The organism is Limosilactobacillus portuensis, from assembly GCF_028607025.1.
Classification (GTDB): Bacteria; Bacillota; Bacilli; order Lactobacillales; family Lactobacillaceae; genus Limosilactobacillus; species Limosilactobacillus portuensis.
Window position 1 is genome coordinate 1,872,061 of record NZ_CP117296.1, and the last position, 16,758, is coordinate 1,888,818.

13 protein-coding genes and 1 pseudogene are annotated in these 16,758 nt (G+C 39.7%); 13 read left to right on the top strand and 1 reads right to left on the bottom strand.

The genetic code is table 11. The annotated features are described in order from the left end of the window. Positions 1-124 precede the first annotated feature (124 nt). The 5 genes from PRK60_RS09465 (at position 125) to PRK60_RS09485 (ending at position 6,701) form a co-directional block, all read left to right on the top strand. Positions 125-1,471, top strand: a complete 1,347-nt coding sequence (locus PRK60_RS09465; RefSeq protein WP_273646047.1) for an SLC45 family MFS transporter — start codon at positions 125-127, stop codon at positions 1,469-1,471. Between the two features lie 97 nt (positions 1,472-1,568). Further along, positions 1,569-3,821, top strand: a complete 2,253-nt coding sequence (locus tag PRK60_RS09470) for a glycoside hydrolase family 65 protein (protein ID WP_273646048.1) — start codon at positions 1,569-1,571, stop codon at positions 3,819-3,821. A 20-nt stretch (positions 3,822-3,841) separates the two neighbouring features. Next, the gene (gene pgmB, locus PRK60_RS09475; protein ID WP_003716262.1) at positions 3,842-4,504 is read left to right on the top strand and encodes a beta-phosphoglucomutase; all 663 of its coding nucleotides are present in this window, start codon (positions 3,842-3,844) and stop codon (positions 4,502-4,504) included. Between the two features lie 181 nt (positions 4,505-4,685). Then, entirely contained in the window at positions 4,686-5,177 is a 492-nt protein-coding gene (locus PRK60_RS09480; RefSeq protein WP_102168529.1) for an Lreu_0056 family protein, read from the top strand. 183 nt (positions 5,178-5,360) lie between these two features. Then, a complete protein-coding gene (locus tag PRK60_RS09485; RefSeq protein WP_098045200.1) occupies positions 5,361-6,701 on the top strand; it encodes a glutamate--cysteine ligase in 1,341 nt (446 codons plus the stop codon). A gap of 41 nt (positions 6,702-6,742) precedes the next feature. Here the strand turns inward: PRK60_RS09485 and PRK60_RS09490 are convergent, their stop codons facing one another. Further along, positions 6,743-7,462: a gamma-glutamyl-gamma-aminobutyrate hydrolase family protein gene (locus PRK60_RS09490; RefSeq protein ID WP_102168531.1), complete on the bottom strand. Its 720-nt coding sequence runs from the start codon at positions 7,460-7,462 to the stop codon at positions 6,743-6,745. 129 nt (positions 7,463-7,591) lie between these two features. Between PRK60_RS09490 and PRK60_RS09495 the strand changes: the two genes are divergently transcribed. The 8 genes and pseudogenes from PRK60_RS09495 to PRK60_RS09530 all read left to right on the top strand — a co-directional run bounded on the left by PRK60_RS09495 (position 7,592) and on the right by PRK60_RS09530 (position 16,674). Then, positions 7,592-8,458 (top strand): aldo/keto reductase, encoded by an 867-nt coding sequence (locus tag PRK60_RS09495; protein ID WP_178695963.1) that lies wholly within the window; start codon positions 7,592-7,594, stop codon positions 8,456-8,458. A 121-nt stretch (positions 8,459-8,579) separates the two neighbouring features. Continuing rightward, positions 8,580-10,106 carry a Y-family DNA polymerase gene (locus PRK60_RS09500; protein ID WP_273646049.1) on the top strand — a complete coding sequence of 509 codons (1,527 nt, stop codon included), beginning with the start codon at positions 8,580-8,582 and terminating at the stop codon, positions 10,104-10,106. A 2-nt stretch (positions 10,107-10,108) separates the two neighbouring features. Beyond that, positions 10,109-10,528, top strand: coding sequence for a hypothetical protein (locus tag PRK60_RS09505; protein WP_102168534.1), 420 nt, complete (start codon positions 10,109-10,111; stop codon positions 10,526-10,528). Positions 10,529-10,591: 63 nt separating this feature from the next. Then, positions 10,592-12,379 carry a glycerophosphoryl diester phosphodiesterase membrane domain-containing protein gene (locus PRK60_RS09510; RefSeq protein WP_178695966.1) on the top strand — a complete coding sequence of 596 codons (1,788 nt, stop codon included), beginning with the start codon at positions 10,592-10,594 and terminating at the stop codon, positions 12,377-12,379. Positions 12,380-12,552: 173 nt separating this feature from the next. Further along, positions 12,553-13,827 carry an APC family permease gene (locus PRK60_RS09515; protein ID WP_102168576.1) on the top strand — a complete coding sequence of 425 codons (1,275 nt, stop codon included), beginning with the start codon at positions 12,553-12,555 and terminating at the stop codon, positions 13,825-13,827. A gap of 293 nt (positions 13,828-14,120) precedes the next feature. Continuing rightward, complete coding sequence (locus PRK60_RS09520; RefSeq protein WP_273646050.1) at positions 14,121-14,729, top strand: GTP pyrophosphokinase; 609 nt, start codon at positions 14,121-14,123, stop codon at positions 14,727-14,729. Positions 14,730-14,742: 13 nt separating this feature from the next. Continuing rightward, a pseudogene (locus PRK60_RS09525) lies at positions 14,743-15,404 on the top strand (response regulator transcription factor). Positions 15,405-15,411: 7 nt separating this feature from the next. Then, on the top strand, positions 15,412-16,674 hold the full coding sequence (locus PRK60_RS09530; protein ID WP_273646051.1) for a sensor histidine kinase: 1,263 nt from the start codon (positions 15,412-15,414) through the stop codon (positions 16,672-16,674). Positions 16,675-16,758 lie beyond the last annotated feature (84 nt).

Consider the following 16,758-nt stretch of genomic DNA (forward strand, 5'->3'; position numbering starts at 1 on the left):
TTCCAAAAATTTTGTGCAAACGGTTGCGCAAAAGTGAGGAATCTGGTATATTATTAATTGTAAAAAGTCATGAAGCGCTTTCATGACGAGAAGCATTAATTTTAAGATAATTAGGGGTGTAATTATGAGTCAAGAAAAGCCAGCGGGCGCAGGCTTGCCAACACTCTCCAAGAGTACGATTTGGATGATCAACTTCGGGTTCTTGGGTGTTCAGACTGCCTTCACCTTGCAAAGTTCACAAATGAGTCGGATTTTCCAAACTATTGGTGCCGATCCTAACAACTTGGGATGGTTCTTTATCCTACCACCTTTAATGGGACTTGTTGTTCAACCAATCGTCGGTTACTATTCTGACCGTACTTGGGCACCAAAGCTCGGTGGTCGCCGTCTCCCATACCTTCTTTTGGGGATGATTGTTGCTGTTATTGTTATGTTACTGTTGCCAAACTCAGGTAGTTTTGGTTTCGGGTATGGTTCACTGGCTGCTTTGTGGTTTGGTGCTATTACCGTTGCCTTCCTTGATTTGTCATCTAATGTTGCAATGCAACCATTCAAGATGATGGTTGGGGATATGGTTAATGATGACCAAAAGAGTTATGCATATGGTATTCAAAGTTTCTTATCAAACACCGGTGCCGTATTAGCCGCTATCTTCCCATTCTTGTTCACTTGGTTTGGGGTTAAGAACATTGCTCCTAAAGGGGTTGTTCCTGATTCTGTTAAGGTTGCTTTCTATGTTGGTGCTGCTTTGCTGGTTATTACTAGTTTGTTCACTGTTTTCCGGGTTCATGAATATGACCCAGCAACATACGCTAAGTACCACGGAATCACTGAAGAAGATAACAAGGAAGGTGGAAACTGGGTCACCTTGCTAAAGACTGCTCCTAAGGCATTCTGGACTGTAACCCTTGTTCAATTCTTCTGCTGGTTTGCTTTCCAATACCTCTGGACATACTCAGCAGGTGCTATTGCTAAGAACGTTTGGGATACTACTAACGCTACTTCAGCAGGTTACCAAGCTGCTGGTAACTGGTACGGGGTTTTAGCCGCTGTTCAATCAATTGCCGCTGTTGTTTGGTCATATGTTTTAGCTAAGGTTCCTAACAAGTACCACAAGCTAGGTTATGCTGGTAGTTTACTTCTTGGTGCATTTGGTTTTATTTCTGTCTTCTTTATCCACGACCAATGGACATTGATTATTTCATACATCCTTGTCGGGATTGCATGGGCCGGAATGAACACTTACCCATTAACCATTGTTACCAACGCATTGTCTGGTAAGCACATGGGTACTTACCTTGGACTCTTTAACGGTTCAATTTGTTTACCACAAATCGTTGCCTCATTGCTTAGTTTTGCATTGTTCCCACTCTTTGGTCACTCACAAGTTAACATGTTTATCCTTGGTGGAATTGTGTTAGCTCTTGGTGCTCTTTCAGTTGGTACAATTAAGGAAACTTACGCTGAATAAGGCGGATAAGCTGAATAATAAAGTAAATTAAACTAAAATAGGACTGTGACGGGAATTAGCCACAGCCCTATTGTCTAAAGAAGGAAGGAATTGAATTATGAAACAAACATTTGAAATTGCTCCATGGCACGTTGCAACTCATAAATGGGATCCTGAAGATAAACGTCTTCAAGAATCAATGACTAGTTTAGCTAACGAAAATTTGGGTATGCGTGGCTTCTTTGAAGAAGGATACTCAGCCGACCACATGCAAGGTGTATACCTTGGTGGTGTTTGGTTCCCAGACAAGACTCGTGTTGGTTGGTGGAAGAATGGTTATCCTAAGTACTTCGGTAAGATGATCAACGCAGTTAACTTCATGAAGTTAATTATTAAGGTTAACGGCGAACAACTTGACCTTGCTAAGCAAACGCCAAAGGACTTTAAGCTTGATCTTGACATGAAGCGTGGTGTCCTAGAACGTGAATTTACTGTTGAAATTGGCGGTACTGAAATGTACTTCAATTTTGAACGGTTCGTAAGTGCTACCCAAAAGGAATTAGTTGGTCAACGTCTTCACATCAAGAACCGTGGTACTGGTGATGCTAAGGTAGAAATTACTAGCATGATCGATGCTGACGTTTACAACGAAGATGCTAACTATGATGAACAATTCTGGAATGTTCTTAACAAGTCTGCTAATGGTGAACATGCCGAATTAACTTCCATGACTAAGAAGAATGATTTTGGTACTCCACAATTCACTGTTGGAATGAAGACCACTTCCAAGACCGACCTTGATCATGTTGGTGATGGAACTGACGAAAAGGATGCCTACAACACCTTTGCTGGAACAGTTGCTGCTGGTAAGGAAGTTAACTTCGAAAAGCGGACAGTTGTTGTAACTTCACGTGACTTTGACTCTCAAGAAGCAATCGAAAAGCACCTTGATGAATTAAGTGAAAAGCTTGATGATCAAAGCTTTGACGATCTTCTTGAACCTCATGTTCAAGAATGGGCAGATCGTTGGGTTAAGTCTGACGTTGAAATTGATGGTGACGATGAAGCACAACAAGGAATTCGGTTCAATCTTTTCCAACTCTTCTCGACTTACTACGGTAATGATTACCGCCTTAACATCAGTCCAAAAGGATTTACTGGTGAAAAGTACGGTGGTGCTACTTACTGGGATACTGAAGCTTACTGTATTCCAGTTTACCTTGGGGTAGCTAACCCTGAAGTTGCACGGAACCTGTTAATGTACCGTTACAAGCAATTAGACGGTGCCTTTGTTAACGCTAAGCAACAAGACCTTGATGGTGCATTATTCCCAATGGTTACCTTCAACGGGATTGAATGTCACAACGAATGGGAAATTACTTTTGAAGAAATCCACCGTAATGGGGACATTGCTTTTGCTATTTACCTTTACACTAAGTACACTGGCGATAAGTCATACGTTCTCAATGAAGGTGCAGAAGTCTTAACTGAAATTTCTCGTTTCTGGGCTGATCGTGTTCACTACTCACAAAACAAGAACAAGTACATGCTTCACGCTGTAACCGGTCCTGATGAATACGACAACAACGTTAACAACGATTGGTACACTAACCTTCTTTGCCGGTGGACTCTTAAGTACACTCTTGAAATCTTAGACGAAGTTGACGATAAGGTTGCTAAGAAGCTTAACGTTTCCGAAGACGAAAAGCGTCGTTGGAAGGGAATCGTTGATAACATGTACCTTCCTTACGATAAGGAACGTGACATCTTCCCAGAAAATGATGGCTTCATGGACAAGGACTTAACACCAGTTTCTGAAATTCCAAGTGATCAGTTACCACTTAACCAACACTGGTCATGGGACCGGATCCTACGTTCACCATACGTAAAGCAAGGTGACGTTATCCAAGGTCTTTGGGACTTCATTGATGACTTTACTAAGGAACAAAAGAAGAACAACTTTGACTTCTACGAACAATTTACGGTTCACGAATCAAGTCTTTCTGCTTCTGTTTACTCAATCATTGCTGCTGATATTGGTTACGAAGACAAGGCTGTTGAATTATATGAACGTTCAGCTCGTCTTGACCTTGATAACTACAACAACGATACTTCAGATGGTTTACACATCACTTCAATGACTGGTTCATGGCTTGATATCGTTCAAGGATTCGCTGGCATGCGTGTTCGGGGTAACGAATTACACTATGCACCATTCCTTCCTAAGAAGTGGAACTCATACCAATTCCGTCAAATGTTCCGTGGTCGGATCTTGAAGGTTAAGGTTGACAAGCACGGTACTAAGATTGACTTGGTATCAGGTGATCCAATTACCATTGATCTTGACGGTAAGAAACTTGAATTGAAGTAATTACTGGGGGAATTTCGATAATGAAGTTTGAAGATTTGAAAGGTTTTGCTTTTGACCTTGATGGTGTAATCGCTGATACTGCCCGTTTCCACGGCCAAGCATGGCACCAACTTGCTGATAAAGTTGGCACAGAATGGACTCCTGAACTTGCGGACAGTTTAAAGGGTGTTAGCCGGATGGATTCCCTAGAATTGATCCTGAAGGCTGGTGGTCACGAGAATGACTATACTCAAGAAGAAAAAGAAGCATTGGCTACCGAAAAGAATGACAACTACATTAAGTTAGTTGAAACATTGACTCCTGCAGATATTCTTCCAGGGATGAAGGACTTCTTGGACGAATTAAAGGAGAACAACTACCATATTGTTTTGGCCTCAGCTTCTAAGAATGCACCTAAAGTATTAAAGTACTTACAAATTACTGATTACTTTGAAGGAATTGTGGATCCTGCTAAGTTAACTCACGGTAAACCAGACCCAGAGATTTATAGTGAAGCAGCTAAGTTAATGAATCTTCCTGCTGACCAAGTAGCAGGATTAGAGGATGCTCAAGCAGGAATTGAATCAATTAATCGTGCTGGTGAACTTTCCATCGGCTTCGGTTCAGAATTGAAGGATGCCGATGTTAAGTTTGCTGAAACTGGTGATGTTTCGCTGGCAGCAATTAAGAAACAAATGAACTAATGTTAACTCTCTATCAAATGAATAATTAAGAATATTAGTTCAGTTGGATAATTGGGAGGAGGATGGATGGTATTAACAGCTAAATCCATCCTTGCTAAAAGTGAATATCACTGCATAAGGGAAATGCAACGTTGAAATTCTTCGTTGTGTTTCCTTTTTTGGTTAGATCGAGGGGTGAACGATGAAGCGACAAAGGATAATTAAATTTTTAGGATTAGTGGTAGTTGTAATTGGAATAGGAGGAGCTGTAAGTGTTGCGCTAAAAGATAGTCACAGTGAGAAAACAAAAACCGTGCAGGAAACCAGTCAGAAGTCGCGGCTAAGGCTAACTGATCAACAGTTGAGCATTTTAGTTGGTTTAGAGATGGATCCAAAGTGGTTGACAGAACAGCTTAATAACAATCAACTAGTCTATGGAGTCGTTAAACCGTCAGATACCGTTCCAAAAGGAGTTGGGGAGAATGAGAGCTTCCTAATTGCAGCAGGTGAGAGGCAGAGAATCATCTACTTTTCAGTTAATGAAGATCAAACTGTTGAGATTAAAGATAGTCAAAATAACCAAATAAGACGAAAAAAGGAAGTAACGGTAAGACAATTAGCAAGGAGGTTTTATCAAACTTCGAAACAGCAACAACAAGTTAATGAGTTGGTTAGTGAGTTACGAACAGAATAAAGAATAGGCTAAAAGTTAGTGAATGAATAAACACTTAAATTTTATTTGTACTATTACCTAAACGACAGCCTAGTTCAGTAGTGAACTTAATAATCTTTAGTATTTATGGTTGAATATTGCCTTAGAGGAACATAACATGTATATTATTAGAAAATAATGAGAGAGTTATGAGGAGGGACAGCAATGTTCAGTCAAATTGGTCAATTAATCTTTGATAATGAGGCTGTTGCAAAGACTCAGGATTTTACAATGGGCCTTGAAATCGAAATGCAACGGGTGGATGAGAATGGCAATATTAGTCAGGAACCATATCCATCAGCGATTGGCGACGAAAAAACCAATCCATGGATTACCAATGATTTTTTGGAAACAATGTCTGAAACGGTAACGCCGTCTGCTCAACACGCACTTGATGCAATGCACTACTTATATGTCATTAATAATTCGTTACGTTCAGCATTAGCTCCTGGAGAATTGCTTTGGCCATTATCAATGCCGCCACGGTTGCCAAAGGATAAGCGAAAATTACGGCTTGCTAAGATGGGCCCCGAAAAAGAGGCGTATTTAAAAGAATGGGCAAAACGTCATGGCTACTCACAAGGAACTCCCTGTGGCGCGCATATTAACCTAAGCATTGATCAGCACGTTATTGCACTAGTTCAAAAACATTTCCCGGGAAAGTTTAAAGATGAGCGGGAAGTTCGCAACTACCTCTATACAATATTAGCGCAAGGCTTTGTTCGCTATCGCTGGTTTATCACTTACCTGTTTGGCGCTAGTCCAATTGCGGAAGCAAACTACTTTGAAAATGGTCAGGGACCGCAGCACCCACTTCGGAGCATTCGCCAAAGTAAGTATGGATTCGGTACTAAGTTTACTGGTGACTTTACCAATCTTGATCGATACATTGCGCGAATTGAAAAGGGAGTTAAGGATGGTGTCCTAACATCAGACTATGAATTCCACGGCTCAGTTCGCTTTAAAGGTAATCGCAATCTTAAGGATTTGCCGAAAAACGGAATTGAATATCTTGAATTACGAATGCTCGATCTTGATCCAAGTAGTTCAGTTGGGATTCGTACAGGGACGTTACGGTTTATTCGGCTACTTGCTAGTTACTTCATCATGCATCCAGCATTAAATGAAGAGGAAGTTAATGATATCCTTAAAAATGCTGATAAGATGAATGAGGTTGTTGCGGAAGAAGATCCACGAGAAAATTGCAAGTACCAGGCAACCGCTCGGGCATTAGTGAAGAGCCTTGAGCGCTATGCAAATCAAATTCAATTGGGACCAGAATATGCTGAAGTACTTGAAGATTTGGAGGACCGGGTTGAAAACCCATTGACAACACCAAGTGCTAAATTACTGAACTACGTCAAAGATGGTTCGTTAACGGAATATGCACTTCGTCGAGCAAAACGGTATCAGGTTGCAGCTCAGGAATCGATTAATCCATTTAAAGGATTTGAAGATGGGAAAATTTATAGCTCAGACGAGTTACGAAAAGCATTAAGTAGATAAATAAAGAGAAGAGGCAAGTCTTTCTTGCCTCTTCTCTTTATTTATTCTTGTGCTCGTTGAATTAGATCAGCGAAAAGCGCTTGTGAATAATCATAATGCTTAAACATGTTTTCTGGATGCCATTGAACAGCCAGAACACGATCATTATCGATCGATTCAATAGCTTCGGGAATTTGGTCATCAGCCCGTGCTGTTACTCTTAGGTCGTTTCCAATTTGGTTTAATGCTTGGTGATGACGAGAGTTAACATAGGGCCGTGAACCAACCAAGTTAAAGATTCGACTGTCTTGTTTCACATTAACATGGTGGGATGGAAAGTTTCCCGGAGCATTTTGGGAGTGCTTTAGCGTTTGTCGAGGATCTTCTGATAAGTCTTGAAAAACAGTTCCACCGAGTGCAACATTGATTACTTGCATTCCGCGACAAATCCCCATTAATGCCTTATTTGCTTTTAGCGCAGCTTTAACTAACGCAACTTCAAATAGATCGCGCTTGAAGTATGTAGATCCTAATTCTTGATGCGGTTCTTCACCATAGAAAGTAGGGTCAACATCGCTACCACCTGCAAAAATAATCCCATCGAAAAGGTCAAGATAGTTGGGAATTAATTCAGGATCCACACTAGGAAAAATTACTGGGAGGCCTCCTGATTTAACAATTGCTTCGATTAGTGGCCGAGGAGCATAAGCGGCGTTGCGCTCATTAATGATATTAGTAGCCTCAGTTAAAGTGTCTGCTGGAATTGCAATTCGTGGTCGCATAGAAAACCTCCTTGAAATATTTTAATAGTATTATAATAGAATTTTAATGAAGTAGAAAGTCACATTTTAAAAATTACCCTAAATGGGAGAAAGACTATATAATAGTAAGTATGAAAGAAGTGAAAAAGAATGATTGAATTAACTAACATTAACTCAAAGATGAATTTAAATAACGGGACCCAAATTCCGTGTGTCGGTTACGGGACGTTCCGGACTCCTGCTGACGTTGCTGAAAAAGCGGTTGCGGATGCGATTAAGGTTGGCTACCGTCACATTGATACGGCCGCTGTATACGGTAATGAAGAAGCTGTTGGTAAGGGAATTAAGGATTCTGGAATTGACCGGAAAGACCTTTTTGTAACCAGTAAGTTGTGGAACGACAATCGGGGTTATGAATCGACAAAGAAAGCCTTTCAAGAAACTCTGGATCGGCTTCAAATGGACTACCTTGACTTGTATTTAATTCATTGGCCGGCAAACCAAAAGCAATTCGGCACTGATGCAAGTACAATCAACGCTGAAACATGGCGGGCAATGGAGGAGCTGTATAAAGAGGGCAGAATTAAGGCAATCGGTTTAAGTAACTTTATGCCGCACCATATTGTTGACTTGATGAAGACTGCAACGGTAGCTCCAGCTGTTGACCAAATTGAGGTGCATCCTGGTTGGCCACATACTGAACAAGTAAAGTATTTACAAGCACATAATATTCTTGTGGAAGCTTGGGCCCCGCTTGGCGGACAAGGAGCAAGCGTAATGACTAACCCAACAATTCTGCAAATTGCTGATAAATATGATAAAACTCCTGCGCAAGTTAGCTTGCGATGGATTATTCAACAGGGGATTGTGCCACTACCAAAGTCAATTCATGAAAACCGGATGATTCAAAATACCGAAATCTTTGACTTTGCACTGACTGACGAAGAAATGAGAGAAATTAGTCTTCTAACCAACCTGGGTGGCCAATGTGCGGATCCAGACGAAGTTGATTTTTAAGAGCTGATATTTAACTAAGTGATCCTAGACATAGTTGTCGGGATCATTTTTTTACATTTTATCGACCATTTGTTCGATTAAGATGTTATAATAAATAAAAATAGTGAAAGGAATATAGCTGATGAATGACCAACAGAGAATCTATATGGCGATTGATCTGAAATCATTTTATGCATCGGTTGAGTGTATTGCGCATCATTTGAACCCGTTAAATGCTAACTTAGTTGTTGCAGATCGGTCACGAACTAATAAGACAATTTGTTTGGCAGTATCACCAGCTTTAAAGCAATTTGGAGTTCCTGGACGACCACGCTTATACGAAGTTCAACAAATTGTTGATCGGTTAAATCGGGAGCGGGCAAAGAAAGCAACGTGTCACCACCTTTCGAAACATGATTCAATTTATCGGGGGAAGTTGTTAAAGTCACCTAATTTACGAATTGGTTTTCAAATTGTTCCGCCGCGGATGCACTTTTATATGGAAAAAAGCGCGGAGGTCTATGGAATATATCTACGGTTTATCAAACCCGAGAACATTCATACCTACTCAATTGATGAAGTAATGATGGACGTTACAGATTACCTTCATGATCATCAGGTATCGCCTCATACCTTAGCAAAACAGATTATCCAACAAATTCAGTTAGAAACCGGAATTACTGCAACAGCCGGGATTGGTACAAACCTTTACTTAGCAAAAGTTGCGATGGATATTGTTGCTAAACGAATTCCTGCTGATCAAGATGGTGTCCGGATTGCCCAAATGAATGAGTATCAATATCGTCGCTATCTTTGGGCACATCAGCCCCTGACAGATTTTTGGCGAATTGGTCGCGGTTATGCAAAACGGTTGGAAAAATTAGGCTTGCATACCATGGGTGACATTGCCCGTTGTTCGCTTGGTAAACTGTCGGATCCGTTCAATGAGGAAATCCTCTACCGTGAGTTTGGGAAAAATGCTGAGTTGCTAATCGACCATGCTTGGGGGCATGAGATGGCAACTATCGCGGATATTAAAAACTACCATTCAGAAGAACACGGAATTTATTCCAGTCAAGTATTGATGAAGCCGTATAAGTATCATGAAGGGTTAGCCGCGGCTCAGGGGATGGTTGATTCAGTTGCATTGAGTATGGTTAAGCGGCATGTAGTCAGTGCTGATTTTGGTATTGTCATTAACTACGATCCGCAGAGTCTTCAGTATGCGCCAAACTATCAGGGACCGGTAGTTGAAGATTTTTATGGCCGAAGAACAGCTAAGCCCAGTCACGCGCACAAAAAGCTTGATCTGCCAACAGCCGCTGGTTCAGAATTAAGGAAAATCTATAAAGAGTTGTATAAAAAATGCACTAATCCTAGCCTACTAATCAGGAAGATAACGTTAATTGTGACTCACATGATTGATGAAGATGTTGCAGCGCAAACCCCGTACTTCAAACAGGTTAATCTTTTTGAGGATCCACAAAGGGAGATTAAGCAGGAACAAGCAGCGGCAATTAAGCGGCAACGTGACCAAAAACTGCAAGCGACAATTCTTAAGCTTCAGCAGAAACTAGGTAACAAAAACGTTATCCTTCACCTAGCAGATTTGAAAAAGGGATCGACAACTAAGGAACGAAATGATCAGATTGGGGGTCACCAAGCATAGTAATGGAAGAGAAAGAGATAATTGAGCAAAAATTATTTACCGATACTTCTCAGTATAACGACATCATGAAGCGTCCTTATCAACATTCAAGGGGACACATGCCGATGCCACAATCGGATCGTGCTGGTCAATTTTCACCTTTTGCAGCTTTGACGGGGTTTAATAATTTAATTCACCAAAAGGCAGTAATTTATTCTCATAAAAAGTATCTTCCTGCTAAAACACAAGCACATCTGCTTAATGTCCTTCAGTCTTTAGCTGGGACGAAAAAAACAGTTGTGATTAACTACTTTAATGATGAAGTTGGCTACTATGAAGAATTCCGTGATCAGGTATCGGTAGTTAAGCTTGAGCGGGGGAGAGTCTTCTTTAATCACCATCCAGCCATTGCACTTGCCAATATTAAACAGGTTCGTCAATGATGAGTGCTGTATAATGGTGAGGACATAAAATACACTAACTGAGCAATTGAAGAGGGAGTAGTTTTGAAAGCAATTTGGCGTAACCTTTGCCAGTATTCAAAGAATTTTTGGCAACATTGGATATCTTTTATTATCTTATTTGTAGGGATAGATCTTGCTAACCAGCTGATCTTTATCCCGCTTTTTCGGTTAGCAACGACCTATATCTTGCAAGCGGGTGGAATCCCGTTTATCTCTTACCAAAATATTGGAATACTAGTGACACAACACACAATGGTAGTTATTGGACTATTAGTTGAATTAGTTCTCTTGCTTCTTGTGATCTATTGGCAGTTTGCATGTCTTTTATTGGGACTTCGGCTGATTTTGGGAAACCAAATTAGTTTCAAACGTTTGATGAAGGAGTCATGGTTGGTGATGCAGAATATTCGTCCTGGATCTTTGCCATTAATGCTTCTTTATTTTGTTCTGGTCCTGCCGTTTGTCGATCTGGTATTTCGGACACCACTGCTATCAAAGGTTCAAATTCCTGAATTTATCTTTGATTTTATGACGCGAAGTAATATGCTTTTGGCTGGATTGATTGTTTTCTACGTTATTATTACGATTCTTGGTATTCGGTTAATCTTAACCTTGCCTTTGATGATTTATCAACGTTACCGAACTCGCGATGCTTTAGTTGTAAGTTGGCGACTTACCCAAAAATTAAAATGGTGGCAGTACGTTAAACAGTTAATTGTTCTTGGAATAGTGACCACAGTTAGCTTAGGGCTGTTTTACCTATTAATCTATGGATTGCAGACGGTAATGGATTTATTTCCCGGGAAATTAGCGTTTGGAATGGCAATATTTAATTTGACCTTAATTCAAGCTATTAGTGAATTGTTGACAATTTGGACAGGAACAATTGCACTACAGGTGGTGATTTCCCTAATTGATGATTTTTCAGCAGATAAGAAGCAAATAAGGGGAACCAGCTGGTATGGTTGGACATTTTTCACCTTATTAGCAATATTTGCTGGAGGCCTTATCGTGGTTAATAATTACTATTATCTCAAGGGTTCTGGATTGACGCGACCAGATACCATTTCTCACCGAGGAGTTGCAGAAGAAAATGGTGTTCAAAATACAATTCCCGCAATGAAAAAGACCCATCGTCTGCAGCCAACGTATGTTGAGATGGATATTCATGAAACTAAGGATCATCAATTTGTCGTCCTTCATGACGAAAATCTAAAGAAGTTAACGGGAATTAACAAAACTCCTCATGAATTAACGTTAGCTCAACTAACTAAGTTGACAGCGCGTGAAAACGGGCACCGTGCAAAAATTGCGAGTTTTGATCAGTATCTTAATGCAGCGGAAAAACTTCATCAAAAATTGTTGATTGAAGTAAAAACAACCCCTGCAGATTCTAAAGGGATGCTTAGGCGGTTTAACCGTCAATATGGAAACAGAATTATTAAGGATCATGATTTAGTCCATTCACTTGATTACCGTGTTGTTGCGGGATTAAAACAGTTGAATCCTGGGCTAAAGGTCTTGTACATCCAACCGTATAATTTCTCCTACCCGCGGAGTGTTGCTGATGGCTATTCGATGGAATACTCCACGCTGAACTTCGAGTTTATTCAGCAGGCACATCATCAAAAAGATACGGTTTATTCTTGGACGGTTAACGATGCCGATGTTATGAAGCAGATGATGTATAACCATGTTGATGGAATCATTACTGATAATTTAGGTGAGTTAAATTCAACTATCGATGATTATTTAGGTACGAAGAGCTATGCTAACCGGATTCTCAACTTTATTTTAGCTGTACCTGCTAATGGGGGACTAGAACCATAATTGAGTTAATTTAAATTGGTTAATCTCTGAAAAATTATTAATATTTCAGCACTAATTATTTGTCTAGCTTAATTTGAAGGCATTATAATTATAATATAACTATTAATAATTTTATAATAGATGGGGCGATCGTGATTAGTGCAAAACAAAAGATTCCGCGAAAACTTTCTTTCATGTCGATTTATTTTTTAGGAATTAATGGTGTCATTGGATCAGGAGCATTTTTACTGCCACAAGAAATTTATAAGGATATGAACTTGGCGGGAGTTCTGGTAATGTTATTTGCGGCAGTAACGGTTAGTTTAATCGCTCTTTGTTATGCCGACTTAGCCAGTCGTTTTTCTAACTCGGGAGCTGCTTGGATCTATTCCTATAACGCTTTTGGGCGTTTCTGGGGCTACGAAGTCGGTATCTTTGTGTGGTTTTTAGGCTGCTGTACACTTGCTGCAGAGATTGTTGCCTTCCTAACAACCTTAAAGAGTTTTATTCCGGCATTTAATAATGATTGGTTGTATTATTCAAGCGCTTTTGGATTAATTATTTTCTTCTCAATTATCAACTTCTTTGGCCGAACGATTGTTAAAGCATTAGATAATCTTTCTTCGGCTGCTAAGATGCTGACAATTATTATCTTTATTGTTGTTGGGATCTTCTTTATTCACTTTACAAACTTCTCTCCTGTCATTCCACAGGTAGCAACTACTGGTTTAATGCCGTTTGCAAAGCATTTTGGAGCGGCGTTTAGTGTTACTTTTTACATGTTTTGTGGTTTTTCTTTTATTCCAATTGCCGCCAAACAAATGGAGAATCCAGAGAAAAATATTCCGAAAGTATTAGTAGCTGTAATGGTTACAGTTACTGTCTTTTATGCGTTAATGATGGTTGTTGCGATTGGGATTTTGGGACCAGCTACCGCAAAATATAGTACACCGATTGCTCATGCCTTTAGAACTGGAGTTGGTGAGTGGGGATATATACTCGTAATTGCAGGGATGTTGATTAGTATTTTTGGTGTAGCTTTTGCAATTTCTTTTGATACCCCATCATTAATTGCTTCTTTAGCTAGTGAGCACAAAATGTTGCCAAAGTGGATCGGGAAGAAGAACCGGTATGATGCCCCATGGGTAGCAATTCTGGTAACGGCGATTGTGGCTGCTTTTCTGGTAACGCAATCATACCTTTTCTTGGTATCTTGTATTGTGTTGGCTAGTTTTATTCAGTATGTTCCGTCAATTCTTTCGGTAATTAAATTTAAACACACGGGGCAGTTTCCTAATCACGGATTTAAGCTGCCGGGAAAAGATATAATTCCGGTAGTTGCCTTAATAATTTCTGCGTATATGATTACTAACTTTACTATTAAGACATTAATGGTTGCCGTAGTTGTGGCTACTTTGGCTGCGCTCTCCTATTTCTTTATGAAACGGTATAATGAGAAACAACACTAAATGTACCAAAAACTGTGATAAACTTAGTGTAATTATTTAGTAGTGATTGAGGAGAAATTAATGAAGACGGTTCTGGATAGGCTGTTAACGGTTATTGATGCCGTTGTGACAGCGATAATAGAATTAGTTGCCAGTACGCTATAAAAGGTTGTTCTAAATAAAAGCAAGAAGCTGAAAATTTAATTTCAGATTTCTTGCTTTTTATAATTATATTAAGGATCCCTTATTGCTAAAGTGTTTTCTGAAAGCTTGTTATAATAAAAACTAGTTAAAAGATAATAGGAGTGTTGATCATGTCGATCTATGGCCCTTATGAAGAAACATTAGAGGCAATTCTTTCTGACGTTGAAGAACGAATTCGCCAATTAAATCAACAAGAAATTGATAATCATCGACCAAAGTTATATGAACACTTAATTGGGCGGGTCAAAACAGCCGCTAGTATGGAAGAAAAATGCCAAAGGAAAAATTACCCGTTAACGGTCGAGTCTGCATTGCGTCGGTGTCGGGATGCCGTGGGAATTCGAATTGTTTGCAACTTTATTAGTGATATCGGCCGGTATCTTGCAATCCTGCGTGATGCTGATTGGTGTTCAGTTGTTAAAGAGAAAGACTATATCACAAAGGCAAAGCCAAATGGATACCGGAGTTATCACTTAATTTTAGATGTAAGCGAGAACTATCGAGATGTTGATGGTCAAAATCCTGGTCACTTTTATGTAGAAATCCAGTTGCGAACAATTGCAATGGATTCTTGGGCTAGTTTGGAACACGAAATCAAATATAAGCACCAGATAAAGAACCCAGAACGAATCGGTAAGGAATTGAAACGGTGTGCGGATCAGCTTGCTTCCTGTGATATTCAGATGGAAACCATTCGACAACTAATTCAAGAAGATTAGGTGGTAATTAAACATGAGAATTTTACTTGCAGAAGATGAAGAGCAACTGGCACGGGTGTTAAAAATGGCCATGGAGCAAAGCAACTATCAAGTAGACGCTGTTGGTGATGGTCAGAAGGCAGTTGAGCTTTCAAACAAAAATGCTTATGACGTATTTTAGACATTATGATGCCGGTAAAGGATGGTCTTGAAGCGCTAAAGGAAATTCGTGCCCGTGGTGACCGAACCTATATTATGATGTTAACCGCGATGACTGAAGAGGATGATCGAGTTAATGGGCTAGATTTAGGGGCTGATGATTATTTAACAAAGCCGTTTTCACTTAAGGAACTGCTTGCTCGATTGCGGTCACTAGAACGGCGAACAAAAGAATATAGTGATGAGAAGCTTCAGTTTGCTGATCTGCATTTAGATAGTAATGAGCAGGTTCTGGAAAGTAGTAACTCAATTAGCTTATCGCGAGAAGAAACTCAAATGCTAGAGTATTTTATTCTTAATGCAGGCAAGCAGTTAACCGCTGCTGACCTGCTTCACCATGTTTGGACTACTGATGATGAGGCTGATACTGAAGAAGTTTGGATTAATATTTGTTATTTACGTCAAAAACTGCAGTCAATTCAGTCAAAAGCAAAAATTGTTGGTGAAAAGGGCGGCCCATATCGGTTAGCGGGGTGAAAAATAGATGATTCGACATTTTCGGAAACAATTTATTGCCTTTTCAACGTGTGCGCTGTTACTAGTCATTGTCACGATTGTGGGAAGTATCAGTTCAATTACTTATTTTCGCGCGCATCAAGAAGTTAATTCCGTTTTACGGATTTTGAGTGATAATGAAGGTGAGATGCCGGCGCGGATGATTCCCAATCAACCCCAATTATTCTCGCAGCCTCACTTTACGCGTGAGAGCCTTTACCAGTACCGTTATTTTAGTGCCACGCTTAATCGACAAAATAAACGAATGACCATTCAGGACGACCATATTCTATCTGTTTCTCCAGGAGAAATTCAAAAGTTAACACAGCGGGTGTTAAAACGTCAACGAACCCAAGGCCGAGTCTTTTATAAGCAAACGGTCTATGTTTATCGGGTAAAGAATAATGGTGAAAAATCTAATGTTGTTTTTTTGGACGAAAGCTTAATGTTAACGAAAGCGCGGGAGGTTACATATTTAGGAATCTTTCTTGGAACAATTAGTTTGCTGCTTTATACGGTTGTTCTTGTTTTATTCTCTAATTCAGCAATTCGACCAATTATTCAAGCAGAAAAACGGCAAAAAGAATTTATTACGAATGCGGGTCACGAACTAAAGACACCATTAAGTGTTATTTCAGCGAATACTGAAATGCAAGAATTGTTAAATGGTGAAAATGACTTAACGAAAAGTACAAAAGAACAGGTTGGACGGTTAACGAAGCTGATTAATTATTTTGTTTCGTTAGCACGGTTGCAGGAACAACCACAAATGATTCTATCTGTAATTGATGCAAGTCAGATTACTAATCAAGTTGCTGATAATTTTAAGAACGTTATTCTTCAAGACGGCAAACACTTTAAGAAGTCTGTCACTTCTGGTCTTGCAGTAAGGGCGAATGAACATTACTTTTATGAGCTAGTTAGTATTCTACTTGATAATGCTAATAAATACTGTGATCCGCACGGGGATGTTTTTTTGAACTTGAAATTGGGTAAACGAAAGAAGAATGTTATTCTCTCCGTAACTAACTCGTTTGTGGATGGTAAGGATGTAGATTATAATCGGTTCTTTGAACGGTTTTATCGCGAAGATAAGGCCCGAACAGTCAGTAAGAAGAAGTCGGGCTATGGAATTGGCTTATCAATGGCCCAAAGTATTGTTAAGAGCTTTGGTGGACAGATTAAAGCGAGCTATTCCAATGGGAAAATTTCGTTTATCGTCACAATTAAAAGGCAAATTAAAAATAAGTGATTGACATCTGGAAAAATCAGTGTAGTATTCTAATCAAGATTTAATGAAAGGAGCCAAAACAATGAAAACACGTTATCAAAACAG